At 66.3% G+C, this 15,872-nt stretch carries 11 protein-coding genes and 1 pseudogene; 6 read left to right on the top strand and 6 right to left on the bottom strand.

Annotation, left to right across the window (positions count from 1 at the left end; genetic code table 11):
- Window positions 1-201 (bottom strand): annotated as a pseudogene (locus A5779_RS01125) (hypothetical protein); the annotation flags it as partial.
- A 249-nt stretch (window positions 202-450) separates the two neighbouring features.
- On the opposite strand from A5779_RS01125, the gene phoA reads away from it, so the two are divergent.
- Complete coding sequence (gene phoA / locus A5779_RS01120; RefSeq protein ID WP_064878093.1) at window positions 451-1,953, top strand: alkaline phosphatase; 1,503 nt, start codon at window positions 451-453, stop codon at window positions 1,951-1,953.
- 172 nt (window positions 1,954-2,125) lie between these two features.
- Window positions 2,126-2,479 carry a hypothetical protein gene (locus A5779_RS01115; RefSeq protein WP_064878091.1) on the top strand — a complete coding sequence of 118 codons (354 nt, stop codon included), beginning with the start codon at window positions 2,126-2,128 and terminating at the stop codon, window positions 2,477-2,479.
- Between the two features lie 242 nt (window positions 2,480-2,721).
- Here the strand turns inward: A5779_RS01115 and A5779_RS01110 are convergent, their stop codons facing one another.
- Window positions 2,722-3,897 (bottom strand): FAD-dependent monooxygenase, encoded by a 1,176-nt coding sequence (locus A5779_RS01110; RefSeq protein ID WP_064878089.1) that lies wholly within the window; start codon window positions 3,895-3,897, stop codon window positions 2,722-2,724.
- Between the two features lie 78 nt (window positions 3,898-3,975).
- Here A5779_RS01110 and A5779_RS01105 point away from each other — a divergent pair, with 78 nt between their 5' ends.
- On the top strand, window positions 3,976-4,548 hold the full coding sequence (locus tag A5779_RS01105; protein ID WP_064878087.1) for a TetR/AcrR family transcriptional regulator: 573 nt from the start codon (window positions 3,976-3,978) through the stop codon (window positions 4,546-4,548).
- On the opposite strand, the gene A5779_RS01100 is transcribed toward A5779_RS01105, so the two are convergent.
- The 3 genes from A5779_RS01100 to A5779_RS01090 form a co-directional block, all read right to left on the bottom strand.
- Window positions 4,541-5,719 carry a N(5)-(carboxyethyl)ornithine synthase gene (locus tag A5779_RS01100; RefSeq protein WP_064878085.1) on the bottom strand — a complete coding sequence of 393 codons (1,179 nt, stop codon included), beginning with the start codon at window positions 5,717-5,719 and terminating at the stop codon, window positions 4,541-4,543. The two genes, A5779_RS01105 and A5779_RS01100, sit on opposite strands and share 8 nt — an antisense overlap.
- Before the next feature lie 134 nt (window positions 5,720-5,853).
- On the bottom strand, window positions 5,854-8,709 hold the full coding sequence (locus tag A5779_RS01095) for an MMPL/RND family transporter (RefSeq protein WP_064878083.1): 2,856 nt from the start codon (window positions 8,707-8,709) through the stop codon (window positions 5,854-5,856).
- A 141-nt stretch (window positions 8,710-8,850) separates the two neighbouring features.
- Window positions 8,851-10,785 (bottom strand): ABC transporter ATP-binding protein/permease, encoded by a 1,935-nt coding sequence (locus A5779_RS01090; RefSeq protein WP_064878081.1) that lies wholly within the window; start codon window positions 10,783-10,785, stop codon window positions 8,851-8,853.
- A gap of 301 nt (window positions 10,786-11,086) precedes the next feature.
- Here A5779_RS01090 and A5779_RS01085 point away from each other — a divergent pair, with 301 nt between their 5' ends.
- The 3 genes from A5779_RS01085 (at window position 11,087) to A5779_RS01075 (ending at window position 14,277) form a co-directional block, all read left to right on the top strand.
- A complete protein-coding gene (locus A5779_RS01085; RefSeq protein WP_064878115.1) occupies window positions 11,087-11,320 on the top strand; it encodes a hypothetical protein in 234 nt (77 codons plus the stop codon).
- A gap of 19 nt (window positions 11,321-11,339) precedes the next feature.
- Window positions 11,340-12,596 carry a formamidase gene (gene fmdA, locus A5779_RS01080; protein WP_064878079.1) on the top strand — a complete coding sequence of 419 codons (1,257 nt, stop codon included), beginning with the start codon at window positions 11,340-11,342 and terminating at the stop codon, window positions 12,594-12,596.
- Window positions 12,597-12,696: 100 nt separating this feature from the next.
- A complete protein-coding gene (locus A5779_RS01075) occupies window positions 12,697-14,277 on the top strand; it encodes a serine/threonine-protein kinase (RefSeq protein ID WP_064878077.1) in 1,581 nt (526 codons plus the stop codon).
- Here A5779_RS01075 and A5779_RS01070 read toward each other — a convergent pair.
- Complete coding sequence (locus A5779_RS01070) at window positions 14,226-15,839, bottom strand: adenylate/guanylate cyclase domain-containing protein (protein ID WP_236734609.1); 1,614 nt, start codon at window positions 15,837-15,839, stop codon at window positions 14,226-14,228. The genes A5779_RS01075 and A5779_RS01070 overlap by 52 nt on opposite strands.
- Window positions 15,840-15,872 lie beyond the last annotated feature (33 nt).

Raw genomic sequence — 15,872 nt, 5'->3', positions numbered from 1 at the left:
CTCTGCTCTGCTGCACGTCCGCCGGTGGCGGCACTGGTGCCGCACCGGCGCCGTGCCCCCGCCCGCGGCGGTGGCGGCACTGGTGCCGACCGGCGCCGTCGTCGTGGTGGCCTCGGCCTTCTCTGTGACCGGACTGCACGCCGTGGCGGCCAGGCCGATCGCCAACGCCCCGATGAGGCAGGTCGTGGTGTGCTTCGTCATGGCGTCCCCGTTCGTCTCGCCGCACGCTACCAACGCAGGCAAAGGCGTTTGGACGATATTGACGCGAGAAACCACAGGTCGTTCCGATTGCAACAACGCATCGCGCCCGTTGCCGCAACCGTCGACGCCGATAGACCGGCTATCTGTTTGATTGTCGTTACCCAGGTGTCGACTGTCGGGAAAGTATCAGTTCACGTGCGGCTTCAACCATGTGTGGGCTTGACGGATGACGACGATACGGAGACATGGATGAGGCGCAAGCGGTACCCGGTGGCGGCAGCGTTGGTGTGTACGGCGGCTCTGGTTACCGCCTGCAATGGCGGCAAGGGGGACGACGCGTCCCTTCCGCTGCTGGACCCCGCAGCCAAGGGCACCCTGTCCGAGCACGGCGGAGCGACCCGCGCCGGCGACGACCGCAGCTCGCTCATCGCCGACTCCATCAAGAACACCGGCGCCAAGAACGTCATCCTGTTGATCGGCGACGGGATGGGCGACTCAGAGATCACGGTCGCCCGTAACTACGCACAAGGAGCCGGCGGCGCCTTCCCGGGTCTCGACGCCTTCCCGCTGACCGGCCAGTACACGCACTACTCCCTGGACAAGGACGGCAAGCCCACCTACGTGACCGATTCGGCCGCCAGCGGATCGGCCTGGGCCACCGGGACCAAGACCTACAACGGCGCGATCTCGGTAGACATCCACGGCAAGGAACAGCGGACGTTGCTGCAGCTTGCCAAGGATGCGGGTAAGGCGACCGGAGACATCTCCACCGCCGAGATCCAGGACGCCACACCCGCGGTGCAACTCGCGCACGTCACCGGACGCAAGTGCTATGGGCCGGATGAGACGACCGCGAAATGCCCGACCAACGCGTTGGAGAAGGGCGGCAAGGGGTCGATCACCGAGCAGCTGCTGAGCACGCGCGCCGACGTCGTGATGGGCGGCGGCGCCGAAACCTTCCAGCAGGTCGCCAAAGCCGGTGACTACCAAGGCAAGACGCTCGAGGTTCAGGCCAAGGAGCGCGGCTTCACCATCGTGCGCAACGCCGACGAACTCGGCAAGGTAGACAAGGTCGACGAGGAAGCCCCGTTGCTCGGCCTGTTCGCCGAGGGCAACATGCCGACCCGGTGGAGCGGTCCGGTGGCGGGCAAGGGCGGCTACCTGGAGCCGGCCGTCGAGTGCAAGGACAACCCGGAGCGCGGCGCATCGGTGCCGACGCTGGCCGCCATGACCCAGAAGTCCATCGACCTGCTCAAAGGCAATGAGAACGGATTCTTCCTGCAGGTCGAGGGTGCGTCGATCGACAAGCAGGATCACGCTGCCAATCCGTGCGGGCAGATCGGCGAAACCGTCGACCTCGACGAGGCCGCGAAGGTGGCCCTCGACTTCGCCGAGGAGAACAAGGACACCCTGGTGATCGTGACCGCCGACCACGCCCACAGCAGCCAGATCGTCGAGACCATGAGTGTCGATGACGTCCGCGAGGCCGCGGCCGAGGCGAAGCTGCCGTTCGAGGTCACCCGCGATGCCATCTACCCGGGCCTGACCCGCGTGCTGCGCGGTAAGGATGGACAGGACCTGACCATCTCCTACGGCACGTCGGACAACCTCGATGCGATGGACCAGGGCCACACGGGAGCGCAGTTGCGTATCGCGGCCTACGGTCCGAGTGCGGCCAACGTCGTCGGCCTGAGCGATCAGACCGACCTGTACTTCACGATGGCCCGCGCCCTGGGACTGAAGGACGACTGACCTCGCGCGGAGCGTGGCACCTTTTCACAGCGGACTGCAGGCAAAGACCAAGCCACGCCATAGCGTGCGATTCGTGATGGTGTCGTGGCCTGAATGTGACCCTTGCCGACCAGTGTTGCCCGAGTGACACAAGTGCACTGAAGCACTCGACGTCAGATCGGGGAGGACCACCATGACAGCGCACGCCACCTTCGGCCGACTGTTCGGGTACACGGCGCTGAGCGTCGCCGGCGCGCTGGCGGCACTGACGGTCAGCCACGGTATGGCGGCGGCCGCGCCGCGGGCGCCGTTGCCATCCGACGACCAGGCGCCCGCGGTGCCGTTCGACCCGGGTGCGTTGGTCAACGCCATCGACGACTACGCGAACCTGTTGTCGATACTGACCGGAGGCCACCGTGCTCAGCCCGGCCTCGGCGGTCCGGTCGGCGCGGTTCGACGGCCGGGAGGCGCTGTAGGCACCGTTGAGCAACCCAGCGGCGCCTACCCGATGCTCCCCGGGGTACCGGTCCTGCCGGGGGAGCCGTGAACCCGGTGCCGTCATGCACCGTATATCCGATACCGAGCCGAGAACGATCAATCAGCGGAACGGAGTGAACCATCGTGTACCTCAGCCGAACAGTTGACACGCGCACCACGCGGATCGCCCTTTCGCTGATCCGTTGCCCCATCAAGAGCCGGCGGTATCCCGCCAAGCAGGAGCGTCTGGTCACCCCGCAGGAAGCAGCGCTGCTCACCCGGTGAGTCGGGAGCGGTTGTGGCCCAGGAGGTTCAGGCGGCCACGTCCGCGTCGAGGGCGACCCGCTCGGCGTCGTAGGTGTTGATGGCGACGCTGTCGAGAATCGCGTGCAGTTGCTCTGCCTGTGCGGGCGGGGCGAGTTCGGTCGAGCGGTAGACGAGTCCGGCGGCCCGCGCCTGGCGGCGCACGTGGCGGGTGCGACTCATACGCAGGTCTTCGTACCGACGCAGCCGCGCACCGATCTGCTCGGGCTGCGCGCCGCGCAGAAGCACGGCCAGCGTCATGGCGTCCTCGATGGCCTGATTGGCGCCCTGCCCGAGGTGCGGTGTGACCGCATGGGCACTGTCGCCCAGCAGCGTGATTCGATCGGTGGACCATCGCGCCAGCGGCTCACGGTCGTAGATACCCCACCGGAACGTGGAATCCATCGCCTCGATGATCGACAGCACCGTGGGGTCCCACCCCTGGTAGGCGGCGGCGAGTTCGGCGACATCGCCGGGGGCGGTCCAGGATTCGGTGACGGTGAGGTTGGTGGGGACGAACGCGACGATGTTGAGCAGTGCGCCGGCCGATACCGGGTAGGCGAGGAAACTCTGCCGAGGACCCAGCCACATGGAGCTGGCATGCATATCGACGACGCCGCGCACCTGGTCGGCGGGAATGAGCCCGCGGTAGGCCATGATTCCCTCGCTCACAGGTTGGGCGGCGCGGGCCACGCGGCCCTGTAGGCGGGAATGGATACCGTCGGCGCCGACCAGAAGGTCCGCGTCCACCGTTGTGCCGTCGGCGAATTCGACGCGGACCCCGTCGCTGTGCTCGGTGGCGCCGACGCAGGAACGACCCAACTGCAGGGCGCCGGCAGGCAGCGCGTCGGCGAGCACCTTCTGGAATTCGCCGCGGTGCAGGCACCACGTTGTCGCCGGGTCCCCGAAGCCGAGGGCCGACGGCTCACCGGCGATCGGCTCGGCCTGCCAGGTGCGGAACTGATAATGCGTGACGGGACCCGCGATCGCGGCCACCGCAGCGCCCACTCCCAGTGTGTTCAGGATCCGAGATCCGTTCGTCGCGATGGAGACGCCCGCGCCGAGCGCCTTGAGCTCGTGGGCCTGCTCGTACACGGTCGCGTCGATTCCGTTGGCGCGCATGGCGATCGCGGCGGTCAAACCGCCGATGCCGGCGCCGACCACGGCAACTCGTAGCTCAGCCATGAGATTCTCCTCAATCACGATAAATGTACCGAGCGGTACGCTATTGACTATAAATGTACCGATCGGTACGGTCAAGGGGTGGCCAGGACAGCGGATCCCGCAAAGCGTGAAGAGCTGCTGAAGGGCGTCGTGCGGTACCTCGAAGAGCACGGGATCGGCGAGATGTCGCTGGCGCCGATGGCCGAGGCCCTGGGCACGAGCAAGCGCATGCTGCTGTACTACTTCGGTGACCGGGCCGAACTCCTGGCTCAGGCCCTGGATGCGAGCCGTCCGGAGCTGGGGGAGATGTTCGCCGGTGTCACGAGCCCCGACGAATTCGTCGATGCGGCAACGACATTATGGCGGGAGCTGACCCACGGCGGTGAACGGCGCAACGTTCGGCTGTTGCTTCAGGTCCTCAGTCTGGCCATCACCGACCCGCACACCTATGGCGGGTCGGCCCGCAATGCGGTCGAGACCATGATCGGTCCGATCGCCCAAGCCTTGACCGCGATCGGCCACGGCGCCGACGACGCGCGGGCGCGGGCCACCCTGGTGGTCTCCGGCCTGCGCGGGCTGTGCCAGGACGGTCTGGTCACCGAGGACAGGTCACGGGTAGACGCAGCCGCCGGCCTCCTGATCGCGGCGGCCGTAGCCGCACCTATCAACTGAGGATCTGCCGGTGGACGGCATGAGGGTAGGCATCCTCGCGGCGCTGAAACTTCAGGATGTCGGGGTTCTGTACGGTGCCGTCGCGAATCTCGATGGCCCGCGAGATCGTGTTGTCCGCCTCCCACGCCGTGGAGCCGTCGAGCACGGTCTCGATGTGTGGCATCAGCGCTTCGCTGATCTCCCAGGTCGCGGAGTTCCACAGGTAGGACGGGCTGTGGTCCACGGCGTAGTAGTAGATGCCGTTGGCCACCGTGCAGACCGGGTCTGTGAAGGAACTCGGGCGCGCCCAGCTGAACCCCATGCCGGCATCGCAGGAGACGTCGACGAGCAGGCTGCCGGGGTTGAACATGGCGAGATCGTCTTCGGTAACGAAGGTGAGGGGAGCGTTGGGATCTTGCAGCACGCAATTGACGACGATGTCGTTCTCGGCAAGGAAGCGAGCCACCGGCACCAAGCCGTCCTCTGGTGTGTCGGCCCACGTCTGCTCGGGAGTGTCCTTGTCTCGTCCCATTTGCACGATCTGCGTCGAGTGGATCGGTGATCCGACGGCCGCCACGTCACGGTTGGTCAGGACGCGGACATCATCGACGCCATGGGCGTTGAGCGCAGTGACCGCACCGCGTGCCGTCGCCCCGAATCCGATGACGGCAGCGCGGAGCCGACGACCGTAGCTGCCGGTGATTCCAGCCAGTTGCATCGCGTGGAGCACCGAGCAGTAACCCGCGAGCTCGTTGTTCTTGTGGAAGACGTGCAGACCGAATCCACCGTCGGCCTGCCAGTGGTTCATCGCCTCGAAGGCGATCAACGTCAGCCGCCGGTCAATGGCGATCTGCGTGAGGGCGGCATCCTGCACACAGTGCGGCCATCCCCAGACGATTTGTCCGACCCTCAGCTCCGCCAGATCATCCGCCTGCACCTTGGGCAGCAGGATGATGTCGCAGTCCGCGAGGATCTCGTCGCGCGTCTTGATGCCGCCGACCAGTTCGGCCAGTGCATCATCTGTGGAGCCGAACGCCTGGCCGTAGCCGCGCTCAAGGTGGACCCGTTGCCGGATCGGTGGATCGATCCTGCTCAAGTGCGCCGGGTGGATGGGCAGCCTACGCTCGTTGGGTTTGCGGGAGTGGGCCAGAACGCCTAACGAAAGCTGTTTCACCTCAGCGCTTCTGGTCATGCAGTGCCACCTCGATGCGCTGAGCATTGGATCTTCGAGGAGATGTGTCAGACATTGCTGGGCCCCTTGTTTGTGAGGGCCTGAGTGGTCCCGATGTCTCTGACACTACGCGGCGCGCAGGGCCACCGGTGCCATCAACGGTTCGACCGCTCCATCGCGCGCGCCACCACACCGCGCGCCGGGCGTTGACGCACCAGCTGCGGCCACCAGAACCACTTGCCCATCAGTGCGGCGATCGACGGGGTCATGAACGAGCGGATCACCAGGGTGTCGAACAACAGACCCAGACCGATCGTCGAGCCCACCTGGGCGACCACGATCATCTCGCTGACCACCATCGACATCATGGTGAATGCGAACACCAGCCCGGCCGCGGTCACTACCGATCCGCTGCCGCCCATGGCCCGGATGATGCCGGTGTTGATACCGGCAGGCAGCTCTTCTTTGAGCCTTGCCACCAACAGCAGGTTGTAGTCCGCGCCGACGGCCAGCAGCACGATCACCGCCATCGCCATCACCATGAAGTGCAGTTCGATCCCGATCAGGTGTTGCCACACCAGGATTGACAATCCGAACGAGGTTCCCAGCGAAATCAGCACCGTGCCGACGATCACCGCGGCAGCCACCAGGCTGCGGGTGATGATCAGCATGATGATGAAGATCAGGCAGATCGCCGAGATCCCGGCGATGATCAGGTCGTAGTTGTTGCCTTCCTGCATGTCCTTGAAGGCCGACGCGGTACCGCCCATGTAGATCTTGGAGCCCTCGAACGGCGTGTTCTTCATGGCCTCCTTGGCGGCCAGTTTTATGTCGTCGATGATCTCGATGCCCTCCGGCGTCAGCGGATCACCCTCGTGAGAGATGATGAAGCGCACCGCTTTTCCGTCGGGGGAGATGAAGCTCTTCATGCCGCGCTTGAAGTCGGCGTTGTTGAAGGTTTCCGGCGGCAAGTAGAAGGTGTCGTCGTTCTTTGCGTCGTTGAACGCCGTGCCCATGGCAGTCTGGTTTTCCTGCATCGCGGCCATCTGATCCTGCAGACCCTTCTGGGTCTGATACATCGTCAGCATCATGGTCTTCATGGTCCGCATGGTCTCGATCTGCGGCCGCATCATCGTCGCCATCTGTGGCATCAGGGCATCGAGTCGGTGCATGTCCGGCATGAGTTCCTGGATGCTGTCCGTCAGGGCGTCCACCCCGTCGAGGCCGTCGAACACCGAACGCATCGACCAGCAGACCGGGATGTTGGAGCAGTGCGGTTCCCAGTAGAGGTAATTGCGCAGCGGGCGCAGGAAGTCGTCGAAATCGGAGATGTGGTCCCGCAATTCCTTGACGTCGACGACCATCGTGTCCATCTTGCCGACCATGTTGTGCGTGATGGAGCTCATCTCCTCCATCAGCGCGATCATCTGATCCATCGTGTTGATGGTCTTCTGCATCTCGTCGGCCTGCAGCAGCATGTCGTCGGCGCGGTCGGTGAGGTACTTGCGGTTCATGGTCTGCATGACCCCGCCCATGCTCATCTGGGCCGGGATGGTGCTGAATTCCAGCGGCTCACCCTGAGGGCGGGTGATGGCCTGCACGCTGCCGACCCCCGGCACCTCGAAGACTCGCTTCGCGATCCGGTCGATCACCAGGAAGTCCGCCGAATTGCGGACGTCGTGGTCGGTTTCGATGAGCAGCAACTCGGGGTTCATCTTGGCCGCCGAGAAGTGCCGGTCGGCCGCGGCGAAGCCCTCCTGCGCGGGCAGATCGGTGGGCAGGTAGTTGCGGTCGTTGTAGTTGGTCCGGTAGCCCGGCAGCGTGAGCAGACCGACCAGTGACAGCAGGATGGTGCCCAGTAACACCGGCCCGGGCCAGCGCACCACGAAGGCGCCCAGGCGTCGCCAGAAGCGGATCCGCATGGCGCGTTTGGGTTCGAGCACCTTGCGGAACCTGCTGGCCACGGAGATGACCGCCGGCCCCAGCGTGAGCGCGGCAAAAACCGTGACCGTCATGCCGACGGCCATCGGGATGCCCAGGGTCTGGAAATAGGGGAGCCGGGTGAAATGCAGGCACAATGTCGCGCCGGCGATGGTCATACCGGAACCGAGCACCACATGGGCGGTGCCGTGGAACATCGTGTAATACGCCTGTTCTCGGTCCTCGCCGACGGCGCGGGCCTCCTGATATCGCCCGATCAGGAAGATCGCATAATCAGTGGATGCGGCGATCGCGAGGGTGACCAGAAGCTGCGTGGCGAAGGTCGAAAGGCCGATCAATTCGTGATAGCCCAGGAACGCCACCACGGCGCGGGCCGCCGACAGCTCGATCACCACCATCGCCAGCACCAGGATCACCGTGACGATCGACCGGTAGACGAGCAGCAGCATCGTGATGATGACCGCGAAGGTGACGCCCTCGATGATCTTGACGCTGCGGTCGCCGGAGATCTGTTGATCGGCGGCCAGGGCGGTGGGCCCGGTGACGTACACCTTGAGCCCGGGCGGCGGGGACAGTCCGGCGATGAGCTTCTGGACGGCCTCCACCGATTCGTTGGCCAGTGCCTCACCCATGTTGCCGGCCAGGTACACCTGCACGTAGGTGGCCTTGCCGTCGTTGCTCTGCGCGCCTGCCTCGGTGAGCGGGTCGCCCCAGAAGTCCTGGACGTGCTCGACGTGCTTCTTGTCGGCCTCGAGCCGGTCGACCATGTCGTTGTAGAACCGGTGCGCGTCGTCGTTGAGCTTGGCCCCGTCCCCCTGGGCCTCCAGCACGATCATCGCCGAGCTGTCGGAATGGAACTCGTCGAACACCGTGCCGACGCGCTTCATCGCGATCACCGACGGCGCATCGCTGGGACTCATCGACACCGAGCGCATCTGGCCCACCACCTCGAGCGGTGGGACGGTGGCGCTCAGATACGCCAGGAGCGCGATCCAGCCGACAATCACCGGAATGGCGAATCGACGGATCCATCGAGCGATCCCCGTGTGGGGAGCTCTGGAATCGGCCATCAGGAACCCTTGGTGGTCGGTGGGGAGGACACGATGCAGCGGTCGGGCATTGTGTGAAGGCTTACCTTACTACGCGGTGTCGTTCCCACCGTCTTACCAGACGCGCTACGGCGACAGGCGGCCAGCTTTCGTCACCAGGCGCTACACGCCGACCGGTTCGGTCTCGTCGACTGGGCCCAGCCGCCACTTTCCCTCGCCGAGCAGTTCCAGGTGGGTGTTGTGGTGGCGGTGGACCGTGGAGCGGTGGGTGACGCTGACCAGCACGGTGTCGGGTAGTTCGCGGCGGACCAGGCTGTAGATCATGAACTCCAGCGGCTCGTCGAGCGCCGAGGTTGCCTCGTCGAGGAACGCCACCTTGGGTTTGGTCAGCAGCACCCGGGCGAACGCGACCCGTTGCTGTTCGCCGGGGGAGAGCACCTTGGCCCAGTCGGCGTCCTCGTCGAGCCGGTCGACGTAGCGCGGCAGCGCGACCGCGAGTAGGGCATCGCGCAGCGCGGTATCGGGCAGCGCCCAGGGCTGCTGCGGATAGGACACCACGGTCCGCAGATCACCCAGCGGGATGTAGGGCACCTGCGACAGATACAGCGTCTCGTTGTCGCCCTGCGGACACCGCACCGCCCCGGAGGCGTACGGCCACAGCTGGGCGATGCTGCGCAGCAGCGTCGTCTTGCCGGTGCCGGACTTGCCGGTGATGATCAGGGCCTCGCCGGCGGCCAGCGACAGGTTCAGTTCGTCGATCAACTGCTCGCCCGCCGGGTTGCGCACCTCGACGTCGTCCAGTTCGACCAGGCTGTCGGTGTTCGCGGCGAGCCCCGCGACGTCCAGCTTGGGCAGCTCGCGGCTCTGCTTGTCGGCGGTGACCAACCCGTGCAGGCGGATGATCGACGCGCGGTAACCGGCGAAGGTGTCATAGGAATTGCGGAAGAACGACAACGCGTCCTGGATGGCGCCGAATGCGGCCACCGACTGGTTGACCGTGCCGAGCTGGATCTGGCCGGTGAACAGTCGCGGAGCCTGCAGCATCCACGGCAGCGGAATGATGATGTGGTTCATCGACAGGTTCCATCCGGTGAAGGCCATGGTCCGGTTGACGAAGTGCTTGTAGTTGGTGACGACGGCGGCGAAGCGTTCGCGCAGTTGTGACCGCTCGGCCCTCTCCCCGCGGTACAGCGCCACCGATTCGGCCGCGTCGCGCAGGCGCACCAGCGCGTAACGGAATGCGGCATTGAACTTCTCGTTGTTGAACGACAGCCGGATCAGCGGGCGACCGAGGGCGAAGGCGACCACCGTGGCGAACGCGACGTAGACGAACACCGACCAGAACATCGCCCGCGGTATCTCGATCCCGAACAACGAGAGGTCACCGGAGAGGTTCCACAGGATCGAGGTGAACGAGATGACCGAGACGATCGACGAGATGGCGCCGAACGGCAGTGTGCCGTTGCTGGTCTGGTGCGGGGTGTTGGGTTGCGGACCGGACAACGCGGTGAATACGTCGATGTCGGACTGGATGCGCTGATCCGGGTTGTCGATGGTCTGGTCGATGAACCGGGACCGGTAGTAGGCGCGGCCGTCGAGCCAGTCACCGGTGAGCCGGTCGGTCAGCCACGCACGCCAGGCCAGCATGAAGCGCTGCGTCATGAAGAGGTCGATCAGAACCCGGGTGACCAGGATCGCGGCCAGCCCCATGAACGTCGCCAGCGCGATCCAGAAGCCGCGGATCCCGGAGTCCCTGACCTGGTCGTTGCCGGTGGCCAAACCTTCGACGGCGACTTGGGCCGAGGTGAACAGGTCGTTGCCCTGATAGCTGAACAACACCGACAGGCGCACGCCGATGATGACCGACAGCAACATCGCGGCCAGGATCAGCCAGGGCTTGATGCTGTGGCGTCCGGTGAAGTAGGAACCGGTGACGGCCCAGAACTGCCGCCCCCAGGTGGTGAACCGGGCGAGCAGGGTCAGGACCGCCAGAGTGCAGATCGCGGTGATGGTCCAGGCCTGGGCCAGCCACCACAGCGAGTGCAGGGGTTCGGCGCTCCAGTCGATCGACGGCGAGAACGGTTTGACCTCATTCACCGGGGTCCCTCCTGAGGTGCCGACGGACCTGCCGGCTGGATTCCAGACGCGTCTGCGTGGAAGCTACCGCAGCCGGTCTCTCCCGCCTCAGTGCAACACCGGAAGCCGGGCAAGATCCCCGCCAGCGTTAAAAGGTCCAAACTTTGGGGCTCTATTGCCGAAGTGGCGCGCCAACAGCGGGGTTCGTCGGTAGTGTGACCGTTGTCGACAGAGCAGCTCCCGGCAACATAAAGGAAACCTGTTGGTTCTCTACGAATTTCGCTGCGCGTCCGGTTGCGGCGTGACGAAAAAGATGTATTCGATGAGCGCGCGTCCCGACGTCATCGACTGCCCCGATTGCCGGGGGCCGGCGCGCCGAACCATCGCGGCACCGAACCTCGGCCACGGCGGCTCGACCGCCATGGCGCTTCAGGACTCGACACGCGCGTCGGCGGACAGTCCCGCGGTGGTGACCGGACGGCCGGCATCGGGCCCGTCCGCACGGCGACAGAAGATCACCACCAACCCGCTTCACCAGAAGTTGCCCCGTCCCTGAAGTCTTCGAAGGAGGATCAATGCCTGAAGTCGTATTCCCGCTCGACTCGACCAAGAAGTTCACCGATCAGGAGAAGCTGGGCCACAACCGGTGGCACCCCGACATCCCGGCCGCGGTGACGGTCAAACAGGGCGACTCTTTCCGGGTCCACTGTCGCGAGTGGTTCGACGGCGCGATCGTCAACGACGATTCGGCCGACGACATCCTCAACGCCCCGCTGACCACAGTGCATGTGCTGTCCGGCCCGATCGCGGTCGAGGGCGCCAAGCCCGGCGACCTGCTGATCGTCGACATCCTCGACGTCGGTCCGATCCCGCAGGAGGACTCCGGGCCGCTGGCCGGCCAGGGCTGGGGCTACACGGGCATCTTCCCCAAGCTCAACGGTGGCGGGTTCCTGACCGATCAGTTCCCGGACGCCTACAAGGCGATCTGGGACTTCTCCGGCCAGAAGGCCACCTCACGCCATGTGCCGCACGTGGAGTTCACCGGCATCGTGCATCCCGGGTTGATGGGCACCGCGCCCTCGACCGGGCTGCTCGGGAAGTGGAACACGCGCGAGGCCGCACTGATCGCGACGGACCCCGACCGGGTGCCGCCGCTGGCCCTGCCACCGGAGCCGCGCGACGCGATTCTGGGCGGGCTGACCGGAGACGCGTTCACCAAGGCCGCCGCCGAGGCTGCCCGCACCGCGCCGCCGCGCGAGAACGGCGGCAACCAGGACATCAAGATCCTCACCAAGGGCAGCCGGGTGTTCTATCCGGTGTACGTCGACGGAGCGAACCTGTCCGTGGGTGACCTGCATTTCTCGCAGGGCGACGGTGAGATCACCTTCTGCGGTGCCATCGAGATGGGCGGCTTCATCGACCTGCGCGTCGACGTGATCCCCGGCGGCATGGAGACCTACGGGGTGAGCGAGAACGCCATATTCATGCCGGGCAACACCGATCCGCAGTACTCCGAATGGATCGCGTTCTCCGGGACCTCGGTCACCCTCGACGGTGAGCAGCGCTACCTGGACTCGCACCTGTCCTACCAGCGGGCCTGCCTGCACGCGATCGAATATCTGACGAAATTCGGTTACAGCCCCGAGCAGGCGTACCTGCTGCTGGGCGCCGCGCCCATCGAGGGACGGCTGTCCGGCGTCGTCGACATCCCGAATGCCTGTGCGACGGTGTACATCCCGACAGCCATCTTCGATTTCCCGGTAGCCCCGTCGGCTTCGGGACCTGTGAAGATCGACCCTGGTATGGGAGCGCCGCACTCGTCGTTCGGCTGACGGCGCACGTATATCCTCGTCACCGGACCCCGATGCGCCGCGCCGGTGCGACACGGTCGGCGGACCGCTGACAGTCGGGGAGGGCTGAAAGGATCGTGCAATGACGCCGCCCCCTGGTGCCTCGCGCCTCGGCACCCGGTTCGGACCGTATGAGCTGAAATCGCTGATCGGTGTCGGTGGAATGGGCGAGGTGTACCGCGCCTACGACACGGTCAAGGAACGCACGGTGGCGGTCAAGCTGCTACGCACCGAGATCGCCGCCGACGCGAGCTTTCAGGAGCGGTTTCGGCGTGAGTCCCGCGTGGCGGCCCGGCTACAGGAACCCCACGTCATCCCCGTACACGATTTCGGCGAGATCGACGGCGTCCTGTACATCGACATGCGCCTGGTCGAGGGCGCCAGCGTCAAGGAACTGCTGCGGTCGGGCGGCCCGCTCACCCCGGAACGGGCCACTGCCATCGTCACGCAGGTGGCCGCCGCGCTGGACGCCGCGCACGCCGACGGCCTGGTGCACCGCGACATCAAGCCGGAGAACGTACTGCTCACCCCCGACGACTTCGCCTATCTGGTGGATTTCGGCATCGCCCACGTCGGGGGTGAGGCCAGCGTCACCATGACGGGCGTGCTGATCGGATCGAGCGCCTACATGGCGCCCGAGAGATTCTCCGGCGGCCCCGTCGGACCGGCCGCCGACGTCTATGCGCTGACCTGCCTGCTCTACGAGATGATGATCGGCAGGCCGCCGTACGAGGCCGGTGATCTGCGCCAGCTGATGAGCGCCCACATGTTCTCCCCGGCCCCCCGGCCCAGCATCATGCGTCGCGGCATCCCGCGGGCATTCGACGAGGTCGTCGCCAAAGGCATGGCCAAGGACGCGGTCGACCGCTATCCCAGTGCCGGCGAACTGGCCAAAGCCGCCCGCGTTGCCACCACATCCGGTGCCTCGGCGGCACCTCCGCCACCACCACCGGTACCGCCCGCTCCTGCTCCCGCGCCACCACCGCTGCCGTCACCGACGCCGTCCCCTCCGGCACCGACACAGTCGCATCCGCCGGGCACCCGAGAGTTCTCGTCGATCTACCCGAACCCGGATCACACCGGCTTCACGCCGTACCCGCCGGCGCCGCCCGCACCTCAAGCGCCGCAGGCTCCGGCCCGCAAGCCGCGGTTCAGCCGGACCCAGCTGAGCTTGATCGTGGCGTCCGTGGGGTTGCTCGGGATCGCCGCGGTGCTGGCCGTAGTGTTGGCGAGTGGCGGCGACAGCTCCTCCACGCACGAGACGCTGACCGCACCGACCCCACCGAACGCCACGTCCGAGGCGCCGACGACGACCACCACGGCCGGCTCGGCGACCGCCAACGTCAGCGGCACCGACGACCAGGGCTTCATCGATCACACCGCGCGCTGCGTCGAGGGGACCACCCCGGCCGCCGTGATCCGAACCGCGTCGTCGCTGGCGGTCATCTGCCAGAGCGGCCCCGATTCCTTCTCCTACCGCGGTGAGCGGCTCAGCGACGGCGCCAATCTTCAGATCCCCACGGCCGAGCGCTCCGGAAACGGATTCGTGGCCACCAATCCCGCTGATGGTGCCCGCTACGAGGTCGGGCCCGACGGACTCACCATCAGCAGCTACGGCCACGTTGATTCGTCAGAACCGCCACTGGAGTACGGCGAGCGCTGACACGCCGGGGCGTACACGGCCACCGGGTTGGTCTTGCCCTTGAGAGCCAACCCGGGACGAGCCTCGAAACGCCCTTGGTCCCTGGTGAGTTGGCTCAATGTGGCACCCGTGAGCAGCACGGTGTCGCCGGTCTGGCGGGTCGCGGTCTCCACCCGGGAGGCGATGTTCACCGCATCACCTATCACGGAGAACTCCAAACGCCCTGCGCCACCGACATTTCCGGCTACCACCGGCCCGGAGTTCAGTCCCACGCCCACCGACAGCGTGCCGCTGAACTCGTCGTGCACGGCGGCGGCGATCTGCAGCGCCGCACCCAGGGCGTCGTCAGCGTGCCGGTCTTGGTGCCGGGGCGCACCGAAGACGGCCATCAGGCCGTCGCCCGCGTACTTGTCCACATGGCCGCCGTGATCGTGCACGATCGGGACGATTCGCTCGAACAGCCGATTGAGTGTCGTGACCACCTCGGTGGGCTGCAACTGCTCGGCAAGCGTGGTGAATCCGCGGACGTCGACGAACATCAGCGTGACGTCCACCTCCTGGGCTTCCACCGATCCGGCAGCACACAGAATGTGTTCGGCCACATCGCGATCCACGTAGGTGCCGAAGGTATGACGGATGCGCTCGCGTTCGGCCAGGCCCGCCGTCATCGTGTTGAAACCGGCCTGCAGGCGCCCGATCTCGCTGGCGTCGTCGACCTCGACCCGCGCACCGAAATCGCCGGCCTGCACCCGGGCCAGAGCCCGGCGCAGCGCGGTGACCCGTTCGGTGACCGAGCGGATGGCGATCAGGATCGCGAACAGGCCGACCACGATCGCCACCGCCACCAGGATCAGGATCGCCGCGAAAGTGCGTTGGGCGCGGAAACCGACGTCGGCCAGATAGCCCACCGCCAAGACCGCCACACCGAACAACGGAACGCCGGTCGCCAACAGCCAGGCCATCATCAGCCTGCGCCCGATCGTCGGTCCGAACCGTCGGTCCGGGGTGGCGCCGTCGAGGGCACGAGCCGACACCGGCCGCATGACCCGCTCGACGATCAGATACCAAACCGCGCTCGTCGAGATACCGCCCAGCGCCACCACACTGAAGATGTACACCGCGGTGGACACCTGCTGACTGAGCGCCAGCGACCCGAAGATCACCGCGCCCACACCCCACACCGCAGCCGACAGTCGCACCGCCTCCCCGGAGGCGCCCAGCGTCATCCGCTGCTCCTTCGGGGTGGGCGCACGGCCCTCGCTGAGCCAGGCGGTGCCTGCGGCGAACCGGTGGCGCCGGACCCGCATCATCACCGGGACCGCGACGGCCAGGAACACGATCAGTACGGTGCCGCCGCGCATCAGCAGGCGTTGGGTGTCGGCCGGGCTCAACACGATGGGAGCAGCGAAGGCCAGGAAGGCGCCGACTATCCCGCCGCCACCGGCGCCGACCACGGCCGCACTGCGCACCCAGCGCTTGAAGGTCTGATCCCGAAGTTCGGCCCCGGCGTCGCGGTGGATGACGTCGGAGGCGACAGCGACGGGTGCCCTGAGGTGGGCCAGGCCGTTCACGGTGACGTCCATGAGCTGAGCTTGCGCGCGTAACCAGAACGGCCG

The sequence above is a fragment of the Mycolicibacterium peregrinum genome, from assembly GCF_001665625.1.
In the GTDB taxonomy this organism is placed as follows: Bacteria; Actinomycetota; Actinomycetes; order Mycobacteriales; family Mycobacteriaceae; genus Mycobacterium; species Mycobacterium peregrinum_B.
This window is presented reverse-complemented; position numbering and strand designations above follow the sequence as displayed.

Excerpts from the sequence above, each read along its gene's own strand:
- phoA (WP_064878093.1), top strand. The coding sequence starts at position 451 with ATGAGGCGCAAGCGGTACCCGGTGGCGGCAGCGTTGGTGTGTACGGCG.
- A5779_RS01070 (WP_236734609.1), bottom strand. The coding sequence starts at position 15,839 with ATGGACGTCACCGTGAACGGCCTGGCCCACCTCAGGGCACCCGTCGCT.
- A5779_RS01085 (WP_064878115.1), top strand. The coding sequence starts at position 11,087 with ATGAGCGCGCGTCCCGACGTCATCGACTGCCCCGATTGCCGGGGGCCG.
- fmdA (WP_064878079.1), top strand. The coding sequence starts at position 11,340 with ATGCCTGAAGTCGTATTCCCGCTCGACTCGACCAAGAAGTTCACCGAT.
- A5779_RS01095 (WP_064878083.1), bottom strand. The coding sequence starts at position 8,709 with ATGGCCGATTCCAGAGCTCCCCACACGGGGATCGCTCGATGGATCCGT.
- A5779_RS01110 (WP_064878089.1), bottom strand. The coding sequence starts at position 3,897 with ATGGCTGAGCTACGAGTTGCCGTGGTCGGCGCCGGCATCGGCGGTTTG.
- A5779_RS01075 (WP_064878077.1), top strand. The coding sequence starts at position 12,697 with ATGACGCCGCCCCCTGGTGCCTCGCGCCTCGGCACCCGGTTCGGACCG.
- A5779_RS01100 (WP_064878085.1), bottom strand. The coding sequence starts at position 5,719 with ATGACCAGAAGCGCTGAGGTGAAACAGCTTTCGTTAGGCGTTCTGGCC.
- A5779_RS01115 (WP_064878091.1), top strand. The coding sequence starts at position 2,126 with ATGACAGCGCACGCCACCTTCGGCCGACTGTTCGGGTACACGGCGCTG.